Genomic DNA, 18,699 nt, shown 5'->3' with positions numbered 1-18,699 from the left:
CCATGTTTAACAGTTTTTTTGGCCTGGAAATGGGCCGGCGCGCCATGGATTACTTTCGGCGTGCTATGGAAACTGCCGGTCATAACATATCGAATGCCAACGTAGAAGGATATTCGCGCCAAAGAGTGGAAGCCTCCTCGACAGACCCTTATACGGTTCCTGGACTTTCTCGACCAGGTCTCCCCGGGCAGATTGGAACGGGGGTCAAAATAGACGCAATTCGAAGGTTACGAGACGATTTCCTCGACCTCCAATTTCGGGAAGAAACTTCTGTACAAGGCTATTGGGAGGTTTTGGAAAAATCCTTAAACACCATAGAACTGTACGTGAACGAGCCTGCAGGGGAAGGATTTAAAGTTGCTCTTGACGAGTATTGGAAAAGTCTGGAAGAACTCCATAAAAGGCCAGATGTACCGTCGGTGAGAGAAACAGTAGTACAGAGTGCCCAAAACCTGACTGTTTTTATGGACCAGCTTGTTCGTAATTACGATCAATACAGACAATCTCTAGATCAAGAAGTTGTGTTAAAGGTTCAGGAAGCAAACGACTATATAGATCAGATTGCAGCCTTAAATCGTACCATTGCGGAAGTGCAGGGGGTTGGTGGAAACCCTAACGACCTTCTCGATCGACGAGATTTGCTGGTAGAGAAATTAAGCGAGTTAGTAGATGTGGAAGTTTCTCTTCCCTCTGACATGGATGATGGAGATTTTAAAGTATATCTTCATGGCAAACTTTTGGTACAGGGAGATAAAACTCGGCATTTAGTAGCGGTTTCAGTGCCAGGGAACGAAGGTTTTCATGATGTTCAAGTAGAAGATAACCTGTTCGACATTGTGGATAATACTGACGTCCTCTTTGTTACACCAGGGCAAAATTCTCCTGAAGGTGTTCATTCTGTATACGTTGACCGACTCGCTTCTGAAACGGCATGGAAAATTGGCGGAGGAAGCTCTTCCCAGACGCCTCGTCTTCGTCCCCAATCAGAGACAGAAGCCCTTAATATTCGTGGAAGTTTTAGTTTGAGTGTAGGTAGCCAAGGTGTGTTGTCCCGTTCAAAGATTCTCCCTTCAGACACAATTCTTGCCTCTGGTAAAGATGGTGATGCATACTCTTTTCGCGTGGCAGCAGGGAGTGAAGAGAGGATCATTTCAATTGTCTGGAACGATGCTGACGGAAAGTGGGATCTCTCTGATGGCACAAATACCTCTCAATCAGCAGATGGGACTCTGTCTTTAACTGACCTGAACGGGTTTCTCAACACGAGCCTTGCTTCAGCTCAGATCACAGCTTCCCTTGACGGGAATCAGCTGACCCTTCGTTCGGGAAACAACCATCTTCTTTCCATTACTGACATGAAGGGACATTTGATGTCGGATTTAGGGTTGAACATGTCGGGAAAGAAGGTCTCTATTGATGTTACTGAGGAGGATTCCTTAGAGACAATTCGGAATAAAATTAATGCGGCTTATGGGGAAGAAGGAGGACCTAATAGGCCTGAAGAGTGGCTCCATGCCGCAATAGAAAAAGATGAAGCTACAGGAACCTACTTCTTGACCCTTGAAAGTAATGTTGTAGGTGAAGGAACGCGAATTAATGTGATGGGGGATGAAAATGGTTCCCTCAACATTGCTCGTCGCCTCGGCCTTTTGGGAGATCAGGATGCCACGAGCTGTATAAAAGCTTCACAAGATGCAGTTTTTTCTGTGGACGGCAAAACCTACCTCTCCAGCAGCAATGCCCTAAAAGAGGCCCGGCGGGTTCCGCGTCAATCTGATTATTCTGCGTCGGTGCTTGAAGAGTTTTCCCCAGGCTTGCGTTTTGAACTTCGAGGCGTGGGGCAAGCGGGTGTAACAATAAAACATCACGTAAAGGGTGGCGCTATGAGAGGTCTTATGGAAGCCCGAGATGACATGATCCTTGGCTTTATAGACCAGTTTGATGAAATAACCTACGGTCTGGTTACGGAAATAAACGCAAGGCACTATGCAGGTCATGGAACAGGGGATTCGGCAATGACCACAGGTGTTGCCTTTTTTGAGCAAGTGGGGGCGAGATACGGAGCCTCCAGACGTTTTGCTTTCAATAGTGCTATTGATAAAGACTCAAGCCTTATAGCTGCAGCGAGAGGAGACGGAACGGGGCATTCAAAGGGATCTGGCGATGGAAGCAACGCTCTGGCTCTGGCACAGCTTAAGCAGGGAAAGGTTATCCAAAACCGCAGCGCAAGCTTCAATGAGTACTATCTTTCTTTTCTGGCAGAGCTTGGCTCTCGAGGGTTGCAGTCGAAAACCATGGCTACGAACCAACGGCATTTGACGTTGCAGATTGACGCCCAGCGCCAGTCTACTATGGGAGTGAATATGGACGAAGAGATGTTGGATATTATTAAGTTTCAGCAGGCATTTAACGCCATGGCCCGATATATTACGACTATAGACGAAATGCTCGACCGGCTTATTAATGGTATGGGCATTGTTGGACGATAGGAGGGATCCTCATGCTTCGAGTGACGAACCCTATGCTTCAGAGAACCATGCTTTCAGATATGCATAAAAACTTAGCTCGTTTGCTTGAAGAGCAGCGTCAGCTGAATACGGGAAAAAAGCACGCGCGTCCATCGGATAACCCCATCGATGTGACTCGAGAGTTAGGGCTTCATACTTCTATTTTTGAAAACTCTCAGTATCAGAGAAACCTTGATGATGCTGTAACGTGGCTTTCTAATACAGATACAGCCATGAACCAGATTACAGATGTGGTTCAACGTATTCAAGAGTTGTCTGTTTATGCAGGTGACGGAGGTTTAGGCGAGACAGAGCTGAACGCTATTGCCGAGGAAATTCTTCAGCTTCAGGAAGAACTTGTTAATATTGCTAATTATTCTGTAGAAGGAAGGTTCCTTCTTGCCGGTCTCAATACGTCTGTTCCTCCTTTTCAGCGAGATGTATCTGGTCGAGTCCTGTACACAGGAAATAGAGAGCATGTAAATTTTGAGGTGGAACAGGGCGTAGTTGGCCAGGTGTCTTTTCATGGCCGGGAACTTTTCCCCCAGAATGAGACAAATTATGCTATTCGGAGTCGGGCTCTCCCCATGAATTTTAGGTGGGAAGGCCGCTCTGAGATCCTCCAGTTTAAAGTAGGAGATAGAGTCGCAAAAGTGCGCATTCCAGAGCAGTGGAGCGATGATCAGCTTCCCGGTATCGACCAACCTTCAGATGAAAACGGATTCCGAGATCAGGGAGAGATGAAGGGGTATACCCTCTCACAAATAGCAGATATTATTAACAACAGTGCGGAAATGGGAAGCGTCAGCAAACTTGCAACAGTACGAGTGATGACAGACCCTCAAAAGCAAGTTCAATATCTCGAATTTGTGGGGCATACAGGGGAACCTATTCAGGTGACCAGCTGGCCTGAGACCGATAAAGACCAGGTCGATCACAGCCATATAGGCCTTATAGATCTGCTGGGCATGGAGACCACTCTTCAGAGCATAGAATTTTCTTCAGATGCTCTTTCTCTTGATGGGGGGGGGCTTCATTGGCGGCTCCAAAGTGGTGACCATAAAGCTGATTTACAAATTGACGCCAACGCTTCGTTAACTGTGGAAGAGTTGGCAGAGCGGATTCGTCAAGTGGCAGGAGATTGGTTAGAAGTTGTTGTTCAGTCTGACAACGAGGAGGTACAAGATGGGAATCTTGAGGGAGCTACGAAAAAACTCCTCTTGCGGCCTAAGGAGAATGCCCCCCTTACAGTATATGATCGTTCTACAGTGCCAAGTGCCCATTACGCTGCACAATGGGGCCTCTCTACGGCTCAGGAAACCGCTTCAGGTGTTTCTGTAACCTTCCCGAACGCCGATGGCCTCGACCCAAGCCTTCCTGCCCTCATGAAGGTGTCGGTAGGCGGAGAGGATCATATAGTAAAAATCTATCTCGATGATGTACGGAGCAGTACAGGCGGGAACAACGTAGATTCTGTTAAAGTAATGGAGCAGATAGTGGCTCAGGTTGGTGAGGATATCCTGGGCCTGGATGTTTTAGATAAAGATTCGGGGTATGCGGCTCTTTATGCAAAAACAGGTGAGCCGGTAGTCATCAGAGATATGAATTTCTCTGATCCTTCCTTTGCCCAGTACTCGGGCGGACTGGCCCTTCAGATGGGGCTTCAGACTGGCCTTGTAGGCGGAACCGGTACTTCTGACACAGCGACGACAAGTGGTGGAACCCTTCGTATTGCTACTCTCGGCAAAAGTGTGGATATTACCATTGATCCGGGCAGTTCTCCAGAGGACGTAGCTCGGCGAATTCGGGAAGCAGCAGGGGATTGGATAGATGTTTCCTATTTTGACCCTCAGCCTGGCGTAAATGGTTCCCAAATACAGTTCGGTCTTGTGGCTAAAGACGGCTCGCCGTTAACTGTATATGACGTAAAGGGATCTGTTGCCAGTGATATGATGAACATCGACAATGCGGTAAAGGGAACAGTTGACATATCGGGATGGACTCCTCCTGCGAACGGAACCCTCACGGTATCGATAAAGGGGATGAAACACTCTATTGATCTCTCTACTCTTGCTCCAGCAGAGGCAGGTCACCCTGTAGGAATACAAGACCTCGTCAATACAATCAACAGCCGTTTTCAGGGGCAAGATATACGGGCGGGAATTGTTAAAGATGGCGGAGAGGAACGGCTTGTTTTCTGGTCTCCAAAAGGATATTCCTTTAAGGTAGAGCAGAATGGAGACGATTCTAGCGCCCTATTAGGGACTCCGGCCATGGAAACGTCAAACAGAGGCGGATCTGGCCCCTATTCTCAAAGGGTAGCTGTGCGAACAGGAGCTGATCGAGAGGCCAGTGATTTTTTTGGGGTTTTGGATAATTTAGCCAGGGCTGTCCGCCAAGGGGATCAAGAGGGCATTAGTAGTGCGTTGATGGGAAAGATAGATAGTTTTCAAGATAACCTGCTTCGTATTCGGACGCGAGAAGGAGCCGTTCAAAAACGATATACATCCAATAATGCTCGTTTGAAGCAGAATAACCTGAACTTGACAGATCTTTATAGCAAAGTGTCTGATGTTGATCTGGCTGAAGCTTATACCCAATATAAGATGAACGAAGCCGTATATCAGGCGAGTTTGGCGATTATCGCGCGCATAGTGCAGCCCACCCTTGTGGACTTTTTGCGATAGATAAACGATTTGTGCGGAGGTGTATAGATTATGACCCGCGTACTTGAAACGACCCGTTTCGGCCGTTTAGAAGTGACATCGGAAGCGGTGGTTTATTTCCCCAAAGGCCTTCCGGGATTTGAAGACCATTACGAATGGGTGGTGGCAGGAGAGGACGAGAATCCTATAAAATGGCTGCAGAGCGTTAAAGACGAAGATGTAGCGTTGCCTGTTGTTTCCCCCCTTCTTATAGAGAAAAATTATGATCCGGCCCTGAGCAGCGAGGATTTAGAGGCTCTTGGCGGAGATGCACATAAATTGACTGTTATGGTTGTCGTTACTATCCCTCCAGCAGCTCCGTGGGATATGACTGCGAACCTGCGTGCACCTATTGTTGTTAACCACGAAGAGCGCATGGCAAAACAGGTAATTTCGGGTAATGAAGCCTACGAGGTGAGAACGCCAGTGTTGCCTCAGAACGTTCGGGATTTAATGAGGAAACAGGCTGTAGGGGGCGAGTCCTGATGCTCGTTCTCAGCCGAAAAGTTGGCGAAGCTCTTGTGATTGGCGATGCCATAGAAATATCTATTCTCGAAGTACGTGGCGACACTGTGCGTATTGGAATAGAAGCGCCTCGGAACGTGAGAGTCTGGAGAAAAGAGATCTGGATTGAGACGGCTCGGGAAAATATAAAGGCGGCAGCGCCCATGAGTATAGGAAAAGAAACAGAAGAGCTCCTTCGTAAAACATTGCGAGAGAGCAACAAGGATAACAAAAAATGCTAATGAGATCCCTTACGCCTAATTTCGAACTTTGGCAGCGAAACCTAAGGGCCTTGGAAAAAAGCAATCCTCAGGCTGCGGAATTGTTGTTGGGCTACTCAGAAGATGAAAAATACAGTACTTTTTCTCTGAACATAAATGAGCAATATGCAGAGCTCCGCGATACTGAAGGCATAACGCGTTTCCTGGAACTTCGAGGCAAATCTTTTCTTGAGATAGATGGAGGCCGAAAAGAAGACATTAACCTGTATGTAGGTTTTGGCCTGGGGTACAGTTTTGCCCATACAATAACTCAGGAGCGCATGAATCGGGCTGTAATAGTGGAAACCGACCCGGCCCTTCTTTACTGGTGTATGCATATTCATGAAATGGAAGGACTTTTGGCGAGCCCCGGTATTTCATGGGTGGTTGGGAAAACATCTATAGACCGAGAGAACCAGTGGCGGCAGGTATTCCAGAGGCATGGTGGTCTGTTGAATCAGGCCCCTTGTGTTTTTGTTCATAATACGAAAAATAGTAACAACCGTATTGATGAGGTTCGGGAAATTATCAGAGAGTTTAAAACAGCTTTAGGGGGAGAAATACAATCACAGTTTATTGATGCTGAACGGGCCTATCGTGAGATGGCCCATAATATTGTTAATGGCTGCACTGTACGGCATCGAGGCATGGTTCCCCTGACGCGTTTGAAGGAACTCTGGCATAGCAAACCGGCTATTATCGTGTCGGCAGGACCCTCCTTGGACAAACAGATTCCCCTTCTTAAAGAAGCCCAACATTTTGCGGTGATTATAGCCAATGACGTTATAGCGCAAGGACTTTTTGAGGCGGGTGTTATCCCCCACGCTATTGTGGCTCTCGATTCATCTCGAATTATCTACGAACGCATGAAGCCTATTATACGTGACTTTAGGGAAGAGGCTTCTCACGCCGTATTTGTAGCTGGAACCAAAGTTCACCCAGCTCTTGTGGCCACTTGGCCAGGGTCAGTATCCCTTACAAATTGTGATGCGTTGGGGTCGTACCTGGCTGGGGTCATGAAAATGCCAGATATACGAAGCGGTTTATGTGTCAGCCATTTGTGTTTTCACCTTGCTGAAGCCTTACAGCCCAGTGAAATTGTTTTTATAGGACAAGATTTGGCTTATGGACCAGATGGGCAGACTCATGCTTCGTCATTTGGGCATCATGAGTATGGCCAGAAAGGGTTCGCTGCTATTCAAAGCTGGGATAAAAGTACTACAGTAGAAACCAATGACCATTGGTATTCGTTTCTCGTCTATTTTGAGCGTTGTATAGCTTCTACGCAAACTCCTGTTTATAACTGTACAGAAGGGGGAGCCTGGATTGAAGGGGCAATACACCTTTCTTTTGCACAACGTATAGAGAATTGGAAAGAAAAGCATCTTGCCGTATCTTATGAAAAAAGTGAAGAAGAGACTCTTGAAAGTGGTGTAGATAGGGACCGGGCCGTATGTGTGGCTGAAGAAATTGAAATGTTACAGCACCGGTGCGCTGATCTTTTAGAAGAAATTCAGAGCATGTACCGTCAAGGGTTGAATTTGTCTTTAAAAAATCTACACCCTACATCTGTAACTCTTTTCCATCGGTGGCAACTTTTATGGTATGACGCACAAAAGGTGTCTGTCGGCTTGCAGTCTATTATGGTATTTTCCAAATCTGGTGAATTTTGGAATAGGCCGTTCCCAGATACGTGGAAACATAAGGATTTTACCTCTTTCTGGGCCCATGTCTACGAAGACGTAGCGGCAGTGGCTGCGTATCTTGAAAGAACACATTACTTATGGGTTGAGTTAGCTCTCAGCGAAGAAGAAGGGGATGCCCTTTCTTCTCGCGCTTTATGGCGTGAAATAAAAAAAGGCGAAGACGAGTGGTGGGAACCGTGGATTGAATCTTGTCTTGACAGCAATAAGCCTCTTATTGTGGGGCGACTTCTTTTAACGAGCTATCTCGCTGGCCTAGATAAGGATCTCAATATATTCATCGAATGGGTTTCGGCACACTTCCCCGGTTTTTTAGGTGAATGGTGTATGGCATGGAAGAAACTTATAGAGGGAGAGCTTAATGGATATATTGAAATAGCCCGACTTATTTTTGCGGTGCGCCATAACGCGTATCAGGTAACAGAGGCAGAGATCGACGGAGCGATGTCTTTAACGGCTCTTCTTCCTGCTCTTTTGCGAAGTTTTGCAGTGTATATAGAGCAGAAAAAGGGAGGGGAGAGTGCTTTTAACTCTCTTCTTGTCACACTTCTTGATGGCGAAGCCTCTTTCTGGGAAGGGGATCAAGAAACCTTTAATAGGGCTTGTTGTTGTATTTTAGACGCGCCAGAAAATGAACCATTCCACCAGTTTTTTAAGAAATCAGCTGGAGGAAATTGGGCAGCCTGGACTGCAGAACGCTTCTTGTCTGGCTTATCGAAAGAGAAACAGGAAAAATATGCGCAAAAAATATCGTTTTTTTGGGGTGTCCCCCTTAAGAAGGCAGAAAAAACTGTCGATATATAAATGTGTAGTAAAGGAAACGTGAGGAGGTGAAAACGACATCTAAAGAAGAATACGGCTTTACAAATGAAATAATGGAATTTTCAAGGAAGAATTTTAATAACCCTCAAGGAGGAGGAAATAATAATGCGAGTGTATCATAATATTCCTGCACTTTTTGCTTACAATTCTGTAAGCCAGACAAATGGTTCCCTTCAGAAATCCATTAACAAACTTTCCACAGGTCTTCGTATCAACAGTGCTGCCGATGATGCGGCTGGACTTGCCATCAGTGAAAAAATGCGCGCTCAGTACAAGGGATTGGACCAGGCAGTGAACAACGCACAAGACGGCATTTCCATGATCCAGACTGCTGAAGGAGCTTTGAACGAAACTCATTCTATTCTTCAGAGAATGCGTGAACTGAGCGTACAGGGTGCAAACGACACTCTGACATCTCAGGATCGTCAGTACATTCAGCTTGAAGTAGATCAGCTTCGAGATGAAATTGACCGTATTTCCGGAACAACCCAGTTCAACAAAAAGAAGCTTCTTGATGGTTCAGCTTCTGTGCTCTGGTCTACAGATCAGCTTGAGACCAAAGTTTTTGTACGTGGCGGACTTCGCACAATCGACCAGTATGGTCAGAAGATCGTAGCTGAAGGCAACTACAAGCTTTCTGTTGAAGCCAAGGCAGGACAGGCTCAAGTGCAAAAGAGCGATATCTTCAAGGTAAAGCATGACGATGTTATCGCTGATGTTTCTGGCAAAGAAGCTCTTGGTATTAAAACTCTTTCTGGAGAAGGACTTGTCCATGCGAGCGCCAATGCTACTTCTGTGAAGATAAATGCAACTTTAACAGGGGCTACCACAGCTAACGTGACCTTGAGCTATAGCTTTGGTGCGCAAAATAATGTCCCCTCTGGCTTTACGAGCTTCCTTGCAACTGCTGCAAAGACAATGTTCACTGGAAATACAGTGAATGGCTCGGTTTTGTGGGAAGTAAAAGCCATTAATGGAGATAAGGTAACATTTAACATTAAAGTGCAGACTATGGGTTCTACTGCTGGTAAGGTAATGCAGAGTGCGGAAAAAGACATTACTATTGATTTCGCTGCTGCAGATGCTGAAACTGCTTTAGCTGCCACTTCTGCTGCGGGGCTTGCCTTTAAAGCTTTGACTGGTGGGAATGTCACAAGCACTATGATTACTGATGTCAAAGTAGGAGAGCAGTTTATAATTAATGTGGGACGTCAGGCAGCTGATGCTTCAGAGGATGGGCTTAAATTTACAGTGACACCGGATAATGGTAAAGCACAGACCATGCAGTTCTATTTTGCTGATGATGCAATAAACGATACGCAGAAAGAATTGAAGTTCTGGGCTTTTGATGAGGATGGCACGGCTCAACTTTCTACTTACAAGTTTGGCATGGGAACACTAGCAGCTGGTGAAGCTACTTTCCGACAGCTTGACGCTGGAGATGAAGCCTACGCAGATGTGAGCCTTCGAGACCTCGACAAGTTCTGGGATGCTTCTTCTGGGCGTTTCCTTATCGACGATCCTCAAACTATTAAGCTCATTCAGGGAGACGGTAAAGATGCCAGTATTACTCTCTATAGTCAGGATACCCTTGGAGATCTGGCCTTAAAGCTTAACAACGCCATTTCTTCTGGCTTAGACCAAATAAAAGTATTGGATGCAGCAAATCGTGACGATAATAAGGTGAACTTCGCTAACTTTGTAGAGAAGGATACGGACAATACTCCCTATTCTGTGCGAGGAACCTTGGTTATTTCCAGCGCTATTACAGGAAAGGCTGGGAACTTAAACTTCATTGGCGATGAGGATGTAGTAAAAGCCCTGAGCTTGAATGAAGTTCAGAAGGCTACAGAAAACACATTCAATGTAAGAGTTACTAATGCACATACTGGTACGAACGTGAATCAGGTAGAGGTAACTGGTAATCAGCTTGTAGGAGTTGTACATTCCAATATAGATGTTGAAATTGATGCAATGGCTGGTCTTGAAGCAAAGTGGGATGATGCGGCTAAGAAATGGACTGTTTCTGCTACTGCTCAGGCCTATGATACTACTGTTCACCTTGCGGATAACACAACGGTATTCCAGATCGGTGCCAACGAGAAGGAAGATATGGGAGTCTACATTGGTGATATGAGTGCTCGTTCTCTTGGACTCAATAAGGTTCTTGTAACCGATAGGGAGGCTGCGACTCGGTCTATCACGGTTATTGATAGCGCTATAGATCGTGTGTCCAGCCAGAGAGCGAACCTTGGTGCATACCAGAATCGTTTGGAGCATACTATCAATAACCTGACTACTGCCAGTACGAACCTGACCGCTGCTGAAAGTCGTATTCGTGACCTTGATATGGCCAAAGAGATGATGACCTTTACGAAGCTCAACATCCTTATGCAGGCTGGTAACTCCATGCTTGCTCAGGCTAACCAGTTGCCGAACGCTGTTATGCAGCTGCTTCGGTAGGTAAAAAAAGAGAGATATATCGTGTCGTAAGAGGGGCCTAAAGCCCCTCTTTTTATAAAAGAGGAATGGAGGAACTATAGTGGATATTTCATTTAAACAAGGAATCGCCTCCAGTCCTGTTGGTATGTCGCTCTCTCCTTTGCCTATTCAGCAGGTTGGGGTTAGTCGGGGTGCGAGTAATTCATCTCGCAAAGAGCTTCCTCTTGTGCAAAATAAGGAAGAACTAAAGAATGTGCTTTCCCAAGCGGAGGAAATAGTTCGGATTTTTGATCGTAATTTGAAGTTCAAATATGTGGAAGAAGCCGATCTTTTTCAGGTTGAGGTAATTGACACTGTGAAAGATCAGGTAGTACGGAAAATTCCACCCGATGAAGTCGTGAATCTTGTAAAACACGTACAAGATTTGCTTGGGATGATGTTAGATGTGAAAGCATAAATGCTCAAGCCGGCTTCAAAGCCGGCTTTTTATTATTTACTGTAAATGGTGTTCTTATACCTCAGGAACAAAATCCCTTAATTAGTTTAGGTTGAATGAGATTAATAGGGAGAGACAATAAATGAACTATGGGGCGTTTAAGGAAATCAATAGGAAATATAGCAAAGATATAAATATGCAAAATCTTAACAGAGATTTGACTTGGAAGATTAAAAGTGCAGAAAAACATCGAGAACTAGCCTTAAACTACGGGCATAAAGGATGTATAGAAAAATGCCCTATATGTGGCCGGTCTAATCACGTGAAATTTGTAACAATTTATGGTTTCGATTACGAACAATGTCTAAATTGTGGTCATATTTATTTAAGGGATATAATAGGTAAGAAAGAAATGAAACAACTTTATCAAGGAGGTCAGAACAAAAGTCTGCAACATACGGTCTACTTAAGCGAAGAGCTTTTTGAAAAAAGAGTAGAACAAATAGCCTCTCCTAAAGTCGAATGGGTTTCTAGCGAAGTAAAAAAGAAAGGACTTTGGATCGATATAGGTTGTGGAACAGGGGAAATTTTATTCGCAGCTCAAGGTTTAGGATATAAAGTTTTAGGTATAGATGCGGATACAGAAGAAATTGAATTTGCTAGGTGTAAGGGAATCAATATTATATGTGATTATGTGAGTGATTTAAATGCTCATAATTATTTAGTGAATGGCAACATTATTTCTCTTTTCAATATATTAGAACATTTAGAGAATCCTGTTTCTATGTTAGAAAATGTGAGTGCTAACATAATGGAAGGTTCGTATATAGTTATGGAGATTCCAAGACATCCGTCGATCAGTAGCTTTAGTAACCTGATTTTTAATGAAATGGCATGTAGGCATATATACCCTCCTGATCATATCCATATATTTACAGAAAAATCTGCGGAAATTATGCTTAAAAAAGCGAAATTAAAACCAATAAATGTATGGACTTTTGGACAAGACATATCCGATTTTATTATGACTGCTTCGGCAAGTAAAAATATAACAAAAAGTAGTTTTATAGACGATTTAATGAGTGTGGCTCCTGTTTTGCAAAAAAGAGTTGATGAGCTAGGCTTTTCTGATACGATGATTATTATATGTAAAAAATAACCTTATTTATGTGTTTTGGGGTGATAAATGATGCCTTGCTTTAGAATAGGGAAACGCTACATTGGAAAGGGGTATAGCCCTTTAGTGATAGCTGAGGTTGGTATAAACCATGAGGGGAGTTTAAATAAAGCTTTTCAAATGGTGGATGATGCGGCCCTTGTCGGTTGTGAGTGTATAAAGTTTCAGTCTCATATTATAGAAGATGAAATGGTTCCTAGCGCTCAAAATATAATCCCTTCTAATGCAGAAGAGTCTATATGGAACATAATGAAAAGATGCTCTCTTTCAGAAGGAGAAGAGAGAGAATTAAAAAAGTATGTAGAGAGCAAGGGGCTTATCTTTTTAAGTACTCCTTTTTCTCGTGCAGCAGCTCTTCGTTTGGAGCGTTTGGGTGTTGAAGCTTATAAAATAGGGTCGGGAGAATGTAACAATTATCCTTTGGTAGAACTCATCGCTTCCTTTAAAAAACCTGTTATATTAAGTACTGGTATGAATGATATTGCATCAATAATGGTGTCTGTAAATATTTTACGAAAATATCAAGTTCCTTTCGCTCTTTTACACTGTACAAGTATGTACCCTACACCCTATGATAAGGTTCGCCTAGGAGCTTTACCGCAGTTAAAAACGGCTTTCCCTGATGCAGTTCTAGGGCTTTCAGATCATTGCAAAACAATTTATCCGTGTTTGGGAGCAGTGGCTCTAGGTGCTTCTATATTAGAGAGACATTTTACTTCTGATAAAGCATGGCCGGGGCCAGATATCCCTATCTCTATGGATCCTAAGGAGCTAGGGGAACTTATATACGGAAGTAAAGCTATTTATAAGGCTCTAGGAGGGACAAAGGATATTCTTCCGGAAGAAAAACCAACTATAGATTTTGCGTATGCCTGTGTTGTTGCAGAAACAGATATAAAGCAGGGAGATATATTAACAGAAACGAATATATGGGTTAAGCGACCAGGGACGGGAGAAATTCCGGCAAGTGAATATTGTTCCATTTTAGGGCGTAAGGCGAAAAGTAATATTTTTGCAGGGAATCAGATACGATGGGAGGATCTATTGTAGTGGTTCAAAAGAAAGTGATTCTCTTTATTTCGGGAACAAGGGCAGATTATGGCAAGTTAAAACCTTTGATTCGTGGCGTTAAGCAAACGTCTTCCCTTGAATGCAAGGTTTTTGTTACGGGGATGCATACGTTGGCTAGATATGGCTATACCGTTAACGAATTTGAAAAAGATGGCTTATCTGAACATATTCACGTATTTATGAATCAGATATATGGAGAGCCGATGGATCTGGTTTTGTCTAATACAGTTGCTGGCTTATCTAGGTATGTTCACGAAGTGACGCCGGATATGATTGTTGTACATGGGGATAGAGTGGAAGCCTTGTCGGGGGCGATTGTTGGTTCATTGAATAATATTTTAGTTGCTCATATAGAGGGTGGAGAAATATCGGGAACAATTGATGAAACCATACGTCATTCCATAACTAAACTTGCCCATCTTCACTTTGTGGCTAATAATCAGTCAGCGCAAAGGTTAGTGCAGATGGGGGAACTTAAAGATTCTATTTATGTTATAGGTTCCCCAGATATTGATATAATGCTTTCTGAAGATTTGCCCTCTATAGAAGAGGCGAAGCAACGTTACGATGTTCCTTTTGACAAATATGGAATTTTTATGTTTCATCCAGTTACAACAGAGCTTTCTTCTTTGAGAGAACAAATAAAAGAAATTTGTTTGGGAATAGATGAAAGTGGAAGGCAATTTATAGCTATATATCCTAATAATGACCCTGGCTGCGATATTATATTGGAAGCATATAAAACATTACAAAAATCTTCGCGATTTCGTTTTTTCCCGTCTCTTCGTTTTGAATTTTTTCTTACTTTTCTTAAAAATGCTGATTTCATAATAGGAAATTCCAGCTCGGGCATTCATGAAGCTCCAGTTTATGGAATTCCCACTATCGATATAGGTTCTCGTCAGAATGGTAGAACCAGTCTCCCTTCAGTCCTAAATACTCCTCCTCAGAGAACAGCCATTATTGGTGCTATACATAAGGCTATTAACATGAAAGAGAGCGAAATAGCATCCTCTTTCCAATTTGGCGACGGAAAAAGCACAGAGCGTTTTTTGTCTGTCCTTCTTGGAAAACATGTTTGGGAGAAATCTCGTCAAAAACAGTTTCAGGATTTATTTTTAAGAAAAGAGGATGGTTATCTGTGAGATGTATTGCTATTATTCCAGCCAGAGGAGGGAGCAAGGGAATACGAAGAAAAAATATGCGTATTCTCGGCGGGCAACCTCTTTTAGGATGGACAATCCAGGCAGCATTGCAATCTAAATGTATTGATTATTGTTGGTTAACGACAGAAGATCTAGAAATTGCTGAATATGGACGTTCTTTAGGTATACAAGTAATATCCAGACCAGTGGATCTTGCTAGAGATGACACGCCTACAGCTCCAGTAGTTCTTCATGCCCTTGACGCTATGGGGATACATAGTTGTGGGAAGGAAGAGATAGTGTTGCTTCAACCGACATCTCCTTTAAGAAATTCTTTACAAATAGATGAGTGTATCAGATCTGCAAGAGAAGAACATTTCAATTGTGCTGTGAGCCTTACAGAGGTTAATCATACACCTTATAAGATGTTTGTGGAGGAAGAGGAGACGTTAACCCCTCTGATGGGGCAAGAGTATTTTGAAATGCCAAGACAAAATTTACCTAAGACATGGAGAATAAATGGAGCAATATATTATATCCATTCAGATGTTTTTTTAAAAAAACAGCGTTTCATCAATTTCCCTTTTTACCCCTATTTTATGGACGAGGAATCGAGTGTGGATATAGATAGCGAATCGGATCTTCTTTATGCAGAGTATCTTCTTAGAAAGAAACTGTAAAATTGGGCAGAGATATAGTTACGTTTTTATGGAATCAGTATTTCCCACCTAGACTTATAATTGTTTCAACGTTACAATTCCTGGAAGTGAGTAACTTTTCCGTTTTGGGGGAGGTCTTTGAATGATAGCGTCAAGAAGGTTGGTTTTTATTGTTTCTCTGGCTCTTTTAGCGATGTTTCTGCTCGCTGGCGCAGCTATGGCTGAGGAAAAAATAGGGGTTATTGATTCTCAGAAAATCGTGTTCCAGCACCCTAAGTTTGAAGGGGTAACCCAGCAGTTGAAGACCATCAGCCAGACCAAAGAAAACGAAATGAAAGCTGCTGTTGAAAAAGAGTCTGATCAGAACAAAAAGATGGAAATCTATCAAACGAAGCGGCATGAACTGGCTATGGAAGAGCAGCGCCTGATGGAGCCTCTTTTCAAGGAAGCACAGATGGCTGTAAGAACTGTAGCTAAAATGAAGGGCATCACCGTGGTGATCGAAAAAAGCGCCGTATATTTCGGTGGCATTGATATCACTGATGACGTTGTTCAGGAACTGAAAAAGAGTGCTGCTACGAAGTAACGCATAGATTAGAGAAACAGATGAAGACCGTTTAGGGTTGTGTCCGTTTTGGCGCAACCCTCTTTTTGTATAGAGAAACGGAGGAAATATATGAAGAGGAAGATGCTTGTGACCGATATTGACGGAACCCTTTCCCATGGAGAGATTGTGCACCCTCATGTTATTGCAGCCTGTGATCGCTTGCGAAATCACGGATGGGAGATCATGGTGGCGACAGGGCGTATTTTAGCCACAGCTATTGACCATATTAAATCCATTGGTGCCTGGCTCCCGGCAGTAGTTTATGATGGAGCCCGGCTTATGGAACCCCTTTCGGGAAAAGTTTTGTGGGAGGCAACCCTCCCCACTGACGTTGTGGAAGAAGTTCTTCACATCGGTTGGCAGGTCCCTCTTGAGATGCAAATATTTACCGATGAATCTGCAATATGCCGTAAAACAGACGAAGAGACTCGAAGATTCCTTACTCGAGCCAATGTTTCAGTAGACGATACTCTGCAAACACCTCATGTAACAGAGCGAGTTTTTCGTATTATATTTTATGGAGACCCCAGAGAAATATTGCGTCTTGAAGAGCATATTGGGGCAGTTCTTGGAGACGTTGTCGATGTAATGCGTTCAGGCGACGACTTCCTTGATGTAGTGCCTATAGGGGTATCTAAAGGAGCAGCTCTTTCTTGGTATCTAGAGCGATTGCCTATTGCTCCAGAAGTTGTTGTAGCGGCTGGAGATCATTGTAATGACCTTGCTCTTTTTGATGAGGCTCATATTCGTGTAGCGCCAGAGGATGCTGTTCCTCAAATTCTTGAACGTGCCCATATCATTATGCCTTCTGTAAAAAAACAGGGATTTGTACATCTGGTCGATTACCTCCTTTCAGGCCGTTGGTCCGATGGCAGAGGAAGCAAACGTGTAGTATTATAAAAATATGTAGATATTTAACTTTTACTACTATGAGAAGCAAGGAGGAGCTATAAATGCCAGAGATTCGTCGTTGGGTTCTTGAGCAGATGGAGTATCCTGAAGATTGTAATATTATTCTTGGGCAGAGCCATTTTATAAAAACCGTAGAGGATCTATATGAAGCCCTTATCACTTCGTCCCCTTCACTTCAGTTCGGAATTGCTTTTTGTGAGGCATCAGGTGATTGCCTTATTCGCTGCGATGGTAATGCCGAAGATCTTATAACAATAGCTGTCAATAACGCTAAAAAGCTGAGCTCAGGGCATACTTTTATCATAGTGCTTCGCAACGGATATCCCATTAATATTCTTGACCGCATTAAAAACTGCCAGGAAGTCTGCCGCATTTTTGCAGCGACAGCGAACCCCATTCAGGCTGTTATCTGTGAGTCCGAGCAAGGGCGAGGTGTTGTGGGGGTTATAGACGGATTTATTCCTAAAGGTGTTGAAAAAGAAGAAGACGTAATGGCGCGAAAAAAGCTGTTGCGGGATATTATTGGGTATAAACGGTAAGTAGAAATCGTGAAGGTTTTACGAAAGATCTCATTTGTTGCTTTTGTTGCGGGTGTAATTGTTTGTTTATTAATTGGGCCGAGCTGCGGGGCAGTCTTGTCTCAAGACCAGCAGACAGGCTTAAAGGAAGGGTGGATTTGGATCGTTTCTGTTCTGCCTCCAGCAGGGGGATGGGAGAGCGATGAGGGACAGTCCATCTCTCTTGCCCTCTCCATACTAGAAAAAGAGACGAATGAAAGTGCCCGGGGTCTTGCCGGATACGATGTTTTGTTTGTGAAAGAGTCTCCTCTGGAAGTGGGGAAAACAACTGAACGGTTAGGCGAGTGGAGCAATCGTGTGGCTCTTTTAAGTTTTTCTGGTGATCATGTAGATAAAGAGCTTATCCCCCAAGTGGGAGTGATGGGGCCTCTTTTTCTTTCTGCTTTTGGAGAAGGAGTTTCTCTACGTGATACGACGGGGAAAGTGTATCCCTACGCTTTTGCCCTCGATTTGCCTTTATCATACAGAGCAGGGGCTTTGGCTCAATATGGGGAAAAAACGCTTTCCAAAGGGGCGCCTGTAGCCCAGTTTGTAGATGGCCTTGACCCTGTTTTATCGATGTGTGCTGATTTGTATGCAGCTCTTGCCGACCAACGTGGACGCTCATCTTTGTTTTTGGAGAAGAGGGGGGCGGGCGATAATGGATACCAGATGGAATGTCAGGAGGCTATACAGGGAGGGGCGAAAGCTTTTATCCTCTGGCTGGATGCTCTATCTGTTACAGATATCTATCGGCAGCGTCATCAAAGAGGAGAGGCTTTTGCTCTCTGGTATGGCGGAGAACCTATTGATAGAGAGCTGTTGAGGTGTACTGGCTTGATAGCGGTAAGCCAGAAAAGACCCTTGGAGGAAGATCCATATTTGGCTGTCCTCGAAAGAAAAATATGGCAGATTACGAGAAAACATATTCCAGATCGCGTGGCAGCGGCGCGGGCCTGGACAAGTGGCATGTGGCTTTTATCAGCCCTTCAGAGGGCTGGGACGTCTTCTCCAGATGTTATAGCTAAAGGGATGACAGATGTAGAAGGCATTACTTTAGGGAAGGAACCTTTGCGTTTTAACTCTTTAACACACCGTCCTGAAGAGCGGCAAGTTGCGATTATGAAAGTAGAAAACAATAGGTTTCAGACAATAGCTGTGTTGAAAGTTCGAGGTGCAAACGCAGACTAAA

At 43.9% G+C, this 18,699-nt stretch carries 15 protein-coding genes; all 15 read left to right on the top strand.

Annotation, left to right across the window (positions count from 1 at the left end; translation table 11 throughout):
* The first annotated feature begins 2 nt into the window (after positions 1-2).
* The 15 genes from flgK to B3L97_RS06180 all read left to right on the top strand — a co-directional run bounded on the left by flgK (position 3) and on the right by B3L97_RS06180 (position 18,698).
* The gene (gene flgK, locus B3L97_RS06250; RefSeq protein WP_286934602.1) at positions 3-2,489 is read left to right on the top strand and encodes a flagellar hook-associated protein FlgK; all 2,487 of its coding nucleotides are present in this window, start codon (positions 3-5) and stop codon (positions 2,487-2,489) included.
* An 11-nt stretch (positions 2,490-2,500) separates the two neighbouring features.
* Positions 2,501-5,194: a flagellar hook-associated protein FlgL gene (gene flgL, locus B3L97_RS06245; RefSeq protein WP_286934601.1), complete on the top strand. Its 2,694-nt coding sequence runs from the start codon at positions 2,501-2,503 to the stop codon at positions 5,192-5,194.
* A 30-nt stretch (positions 5,195-5,224) separates the two neighbouring features.
* A complete protein-coding gene (locus tag B3L97_RS06240) occupies positions 5,225-5,698 on the top strand; it encodes a flagellar assembly protein FliW (protein WP_286934600.1) in 474 nt (157 codons plus the stop codon).
* Positions 5,698-5,958, top strand: a complete 261-nt coding sequence (csrA, locus tag B3L97_RS06235) for a carbon storage regulator CsrA (protein ID WP_024822519.1) — start codon at positions 5,698-5,700, stop codon at positions 5,956-5,958. The genes B3L97_RS06240 and csrA overlap by 1 nt, the downstream gene beginning before the upstream one ends.
* On the top strand, positions 5,952-8,483 hold the full coding sequence (locus tag B3L97_RS06230; RefSeq protein ID WP_286934599.1) for a motility associated factor glycosyltransferase family protein: 2,532 nt from the start codon (positions 5,952-5,954) through the stop codon (positions 8,481-8,483). The genes csrA and B3L97_RS06230 overlap by 7 nt, the downstream gene beginning before the upstream one ends.
* Positions 8,484-8,606: 123 nt before the next feature.
* Positions 8,607-10,964 carry a flagellin gene (locus B3L97_RS06225; RefSeq protein ID WP_286934598.1) on the top strand — a complete coding sequence of 786 codons (2,358 nt, stop codon included), beginning with the start codon at positions 8,607-8,609 and terminating at the stop codon, positions 10,962-10,964.
* 79 nt (positions 10,965-11,043) lie between these two features.
* The gene (locus B3L97_RS06220) at positions 11,044-11,400 is read left to right on the top strand and encodes a flagellar protein FlaG (protein ID WP_024822516.1); all 357 of its coding nucleotides are present in this window, start codon (positions 11,044-11,046) and stop codon (positions 11,398-11,400) included.
* A gap of 121 nt (positions 11,401-11,521) precedes the next feature.
* A complete protein-coding gene (locus B3L97_RS06215; protein ID WP_024822515.1) occupies positions 11,522-12,538 on the top strand; it encodes a class I SAM-dependent methyltransferase in 1,017 nt (338 codons plus the stop codon).
* A 30-nt stretch (positions 12,539-12,568) separates the two neighbouring features.
* On the top strand, positions 12,569-13,606 hold the full coding sequence (locus B3L97_RS06210) for an N-acetylneuraminate synthase family protein (protein ID WP_286934596.1): 1,038 nt from the start codon (positions 12,569-12,571) through the stop codon (positions 13,604-13,606).
* Positions 13,606-14,772: a UDP-N-acetylglucosamine 2-epimerase gene (gene neuC / locus B3L97_RS06205; RefSeq protein WP_286934595.1), complete on the top strand. Its 1,167-nt coding sequence runs from the start codon at positions 13,606-13,608 to the stop codon at positions 14,770-14,772. The genes B3L97_RS06210 and neuC overlap by 1 nt, the downstream gene beginning before the upstream one ends.
* The gene (locus B3L97_RS06200) at positions 14,769-15,452 is read left to right on the top strand and encodes a cytidylyltransferase domain-containing protein (protein ID WP_286934594.1); all 684 of its coding nucleotides are present in this window, start codon (positions 14,769-14,771) and stop codon (positions 15,450-15,452) included. Before neuC ends, B3L97_RS06200 begins: the two co-directional genes overlap by 4 nt.
* A 121-nt stretch (positions 15,453-15,573) precedes the next feature.
* Complete coding sequence (locus tag B3L97_RS06195) at positions 15,574-16,017, top strand: OmpH family outer membrane protein (RefSeq protein WP_024822511.1); 444 nt, start codon at positions 15,574-15,576, stop codon at positions 16,015-16,017.
* Positions 16,018-16,107: 90 nt separating this feature from the next.
* Positions 16,108-16,938 (top strand): HAD-IIB family hydrolase, encoded by an 831-nt coding sequence (locus B3L97_RS06190; RefSeq protein ID WP_286846361.1) that lies wholly within the window; start codon positions 16,108-16,110, stop codon positions 16,936-16,938.
* Positions 16,939-16,991: 53 nt separating this feature from the next.
* A complete protein-coding gene (locus B3L97_RS06185) occupies positions 16,992-17,489 on the top strand; it encodes an adenosine-specific kinase (RefSeq protein WP_024822509.1) in 498 nt (165 codons plus the stop codon).
* Positions 17,490-17,498: 9 nt separating this feature from the next.
* Complete coding sequence (locus B3L97_RS06180; protein ID WP_286934593.1) at positions 17,499-18,698, top strand: hypothetical protein; 1,200 nt, start codon at positions 17,499-17,501, stop codon at positions 18,696-18,698.
* Position 18,699: the final 1 nt, after the last annotated feature.

This window comes from Aminobacterium sp. UBA4834, from assembly GCF_002400205.1.
GTDB lineage: Bacteria > Synergistota > Synergistia > Synergistales > Aminobacteriaceae > Aminobacterium > Aminobacterium mobile.
Note: the sequence above shows the minus strand (reverse complement) of the source record. Positions and strands in the feature narration are given on the sequence as shown.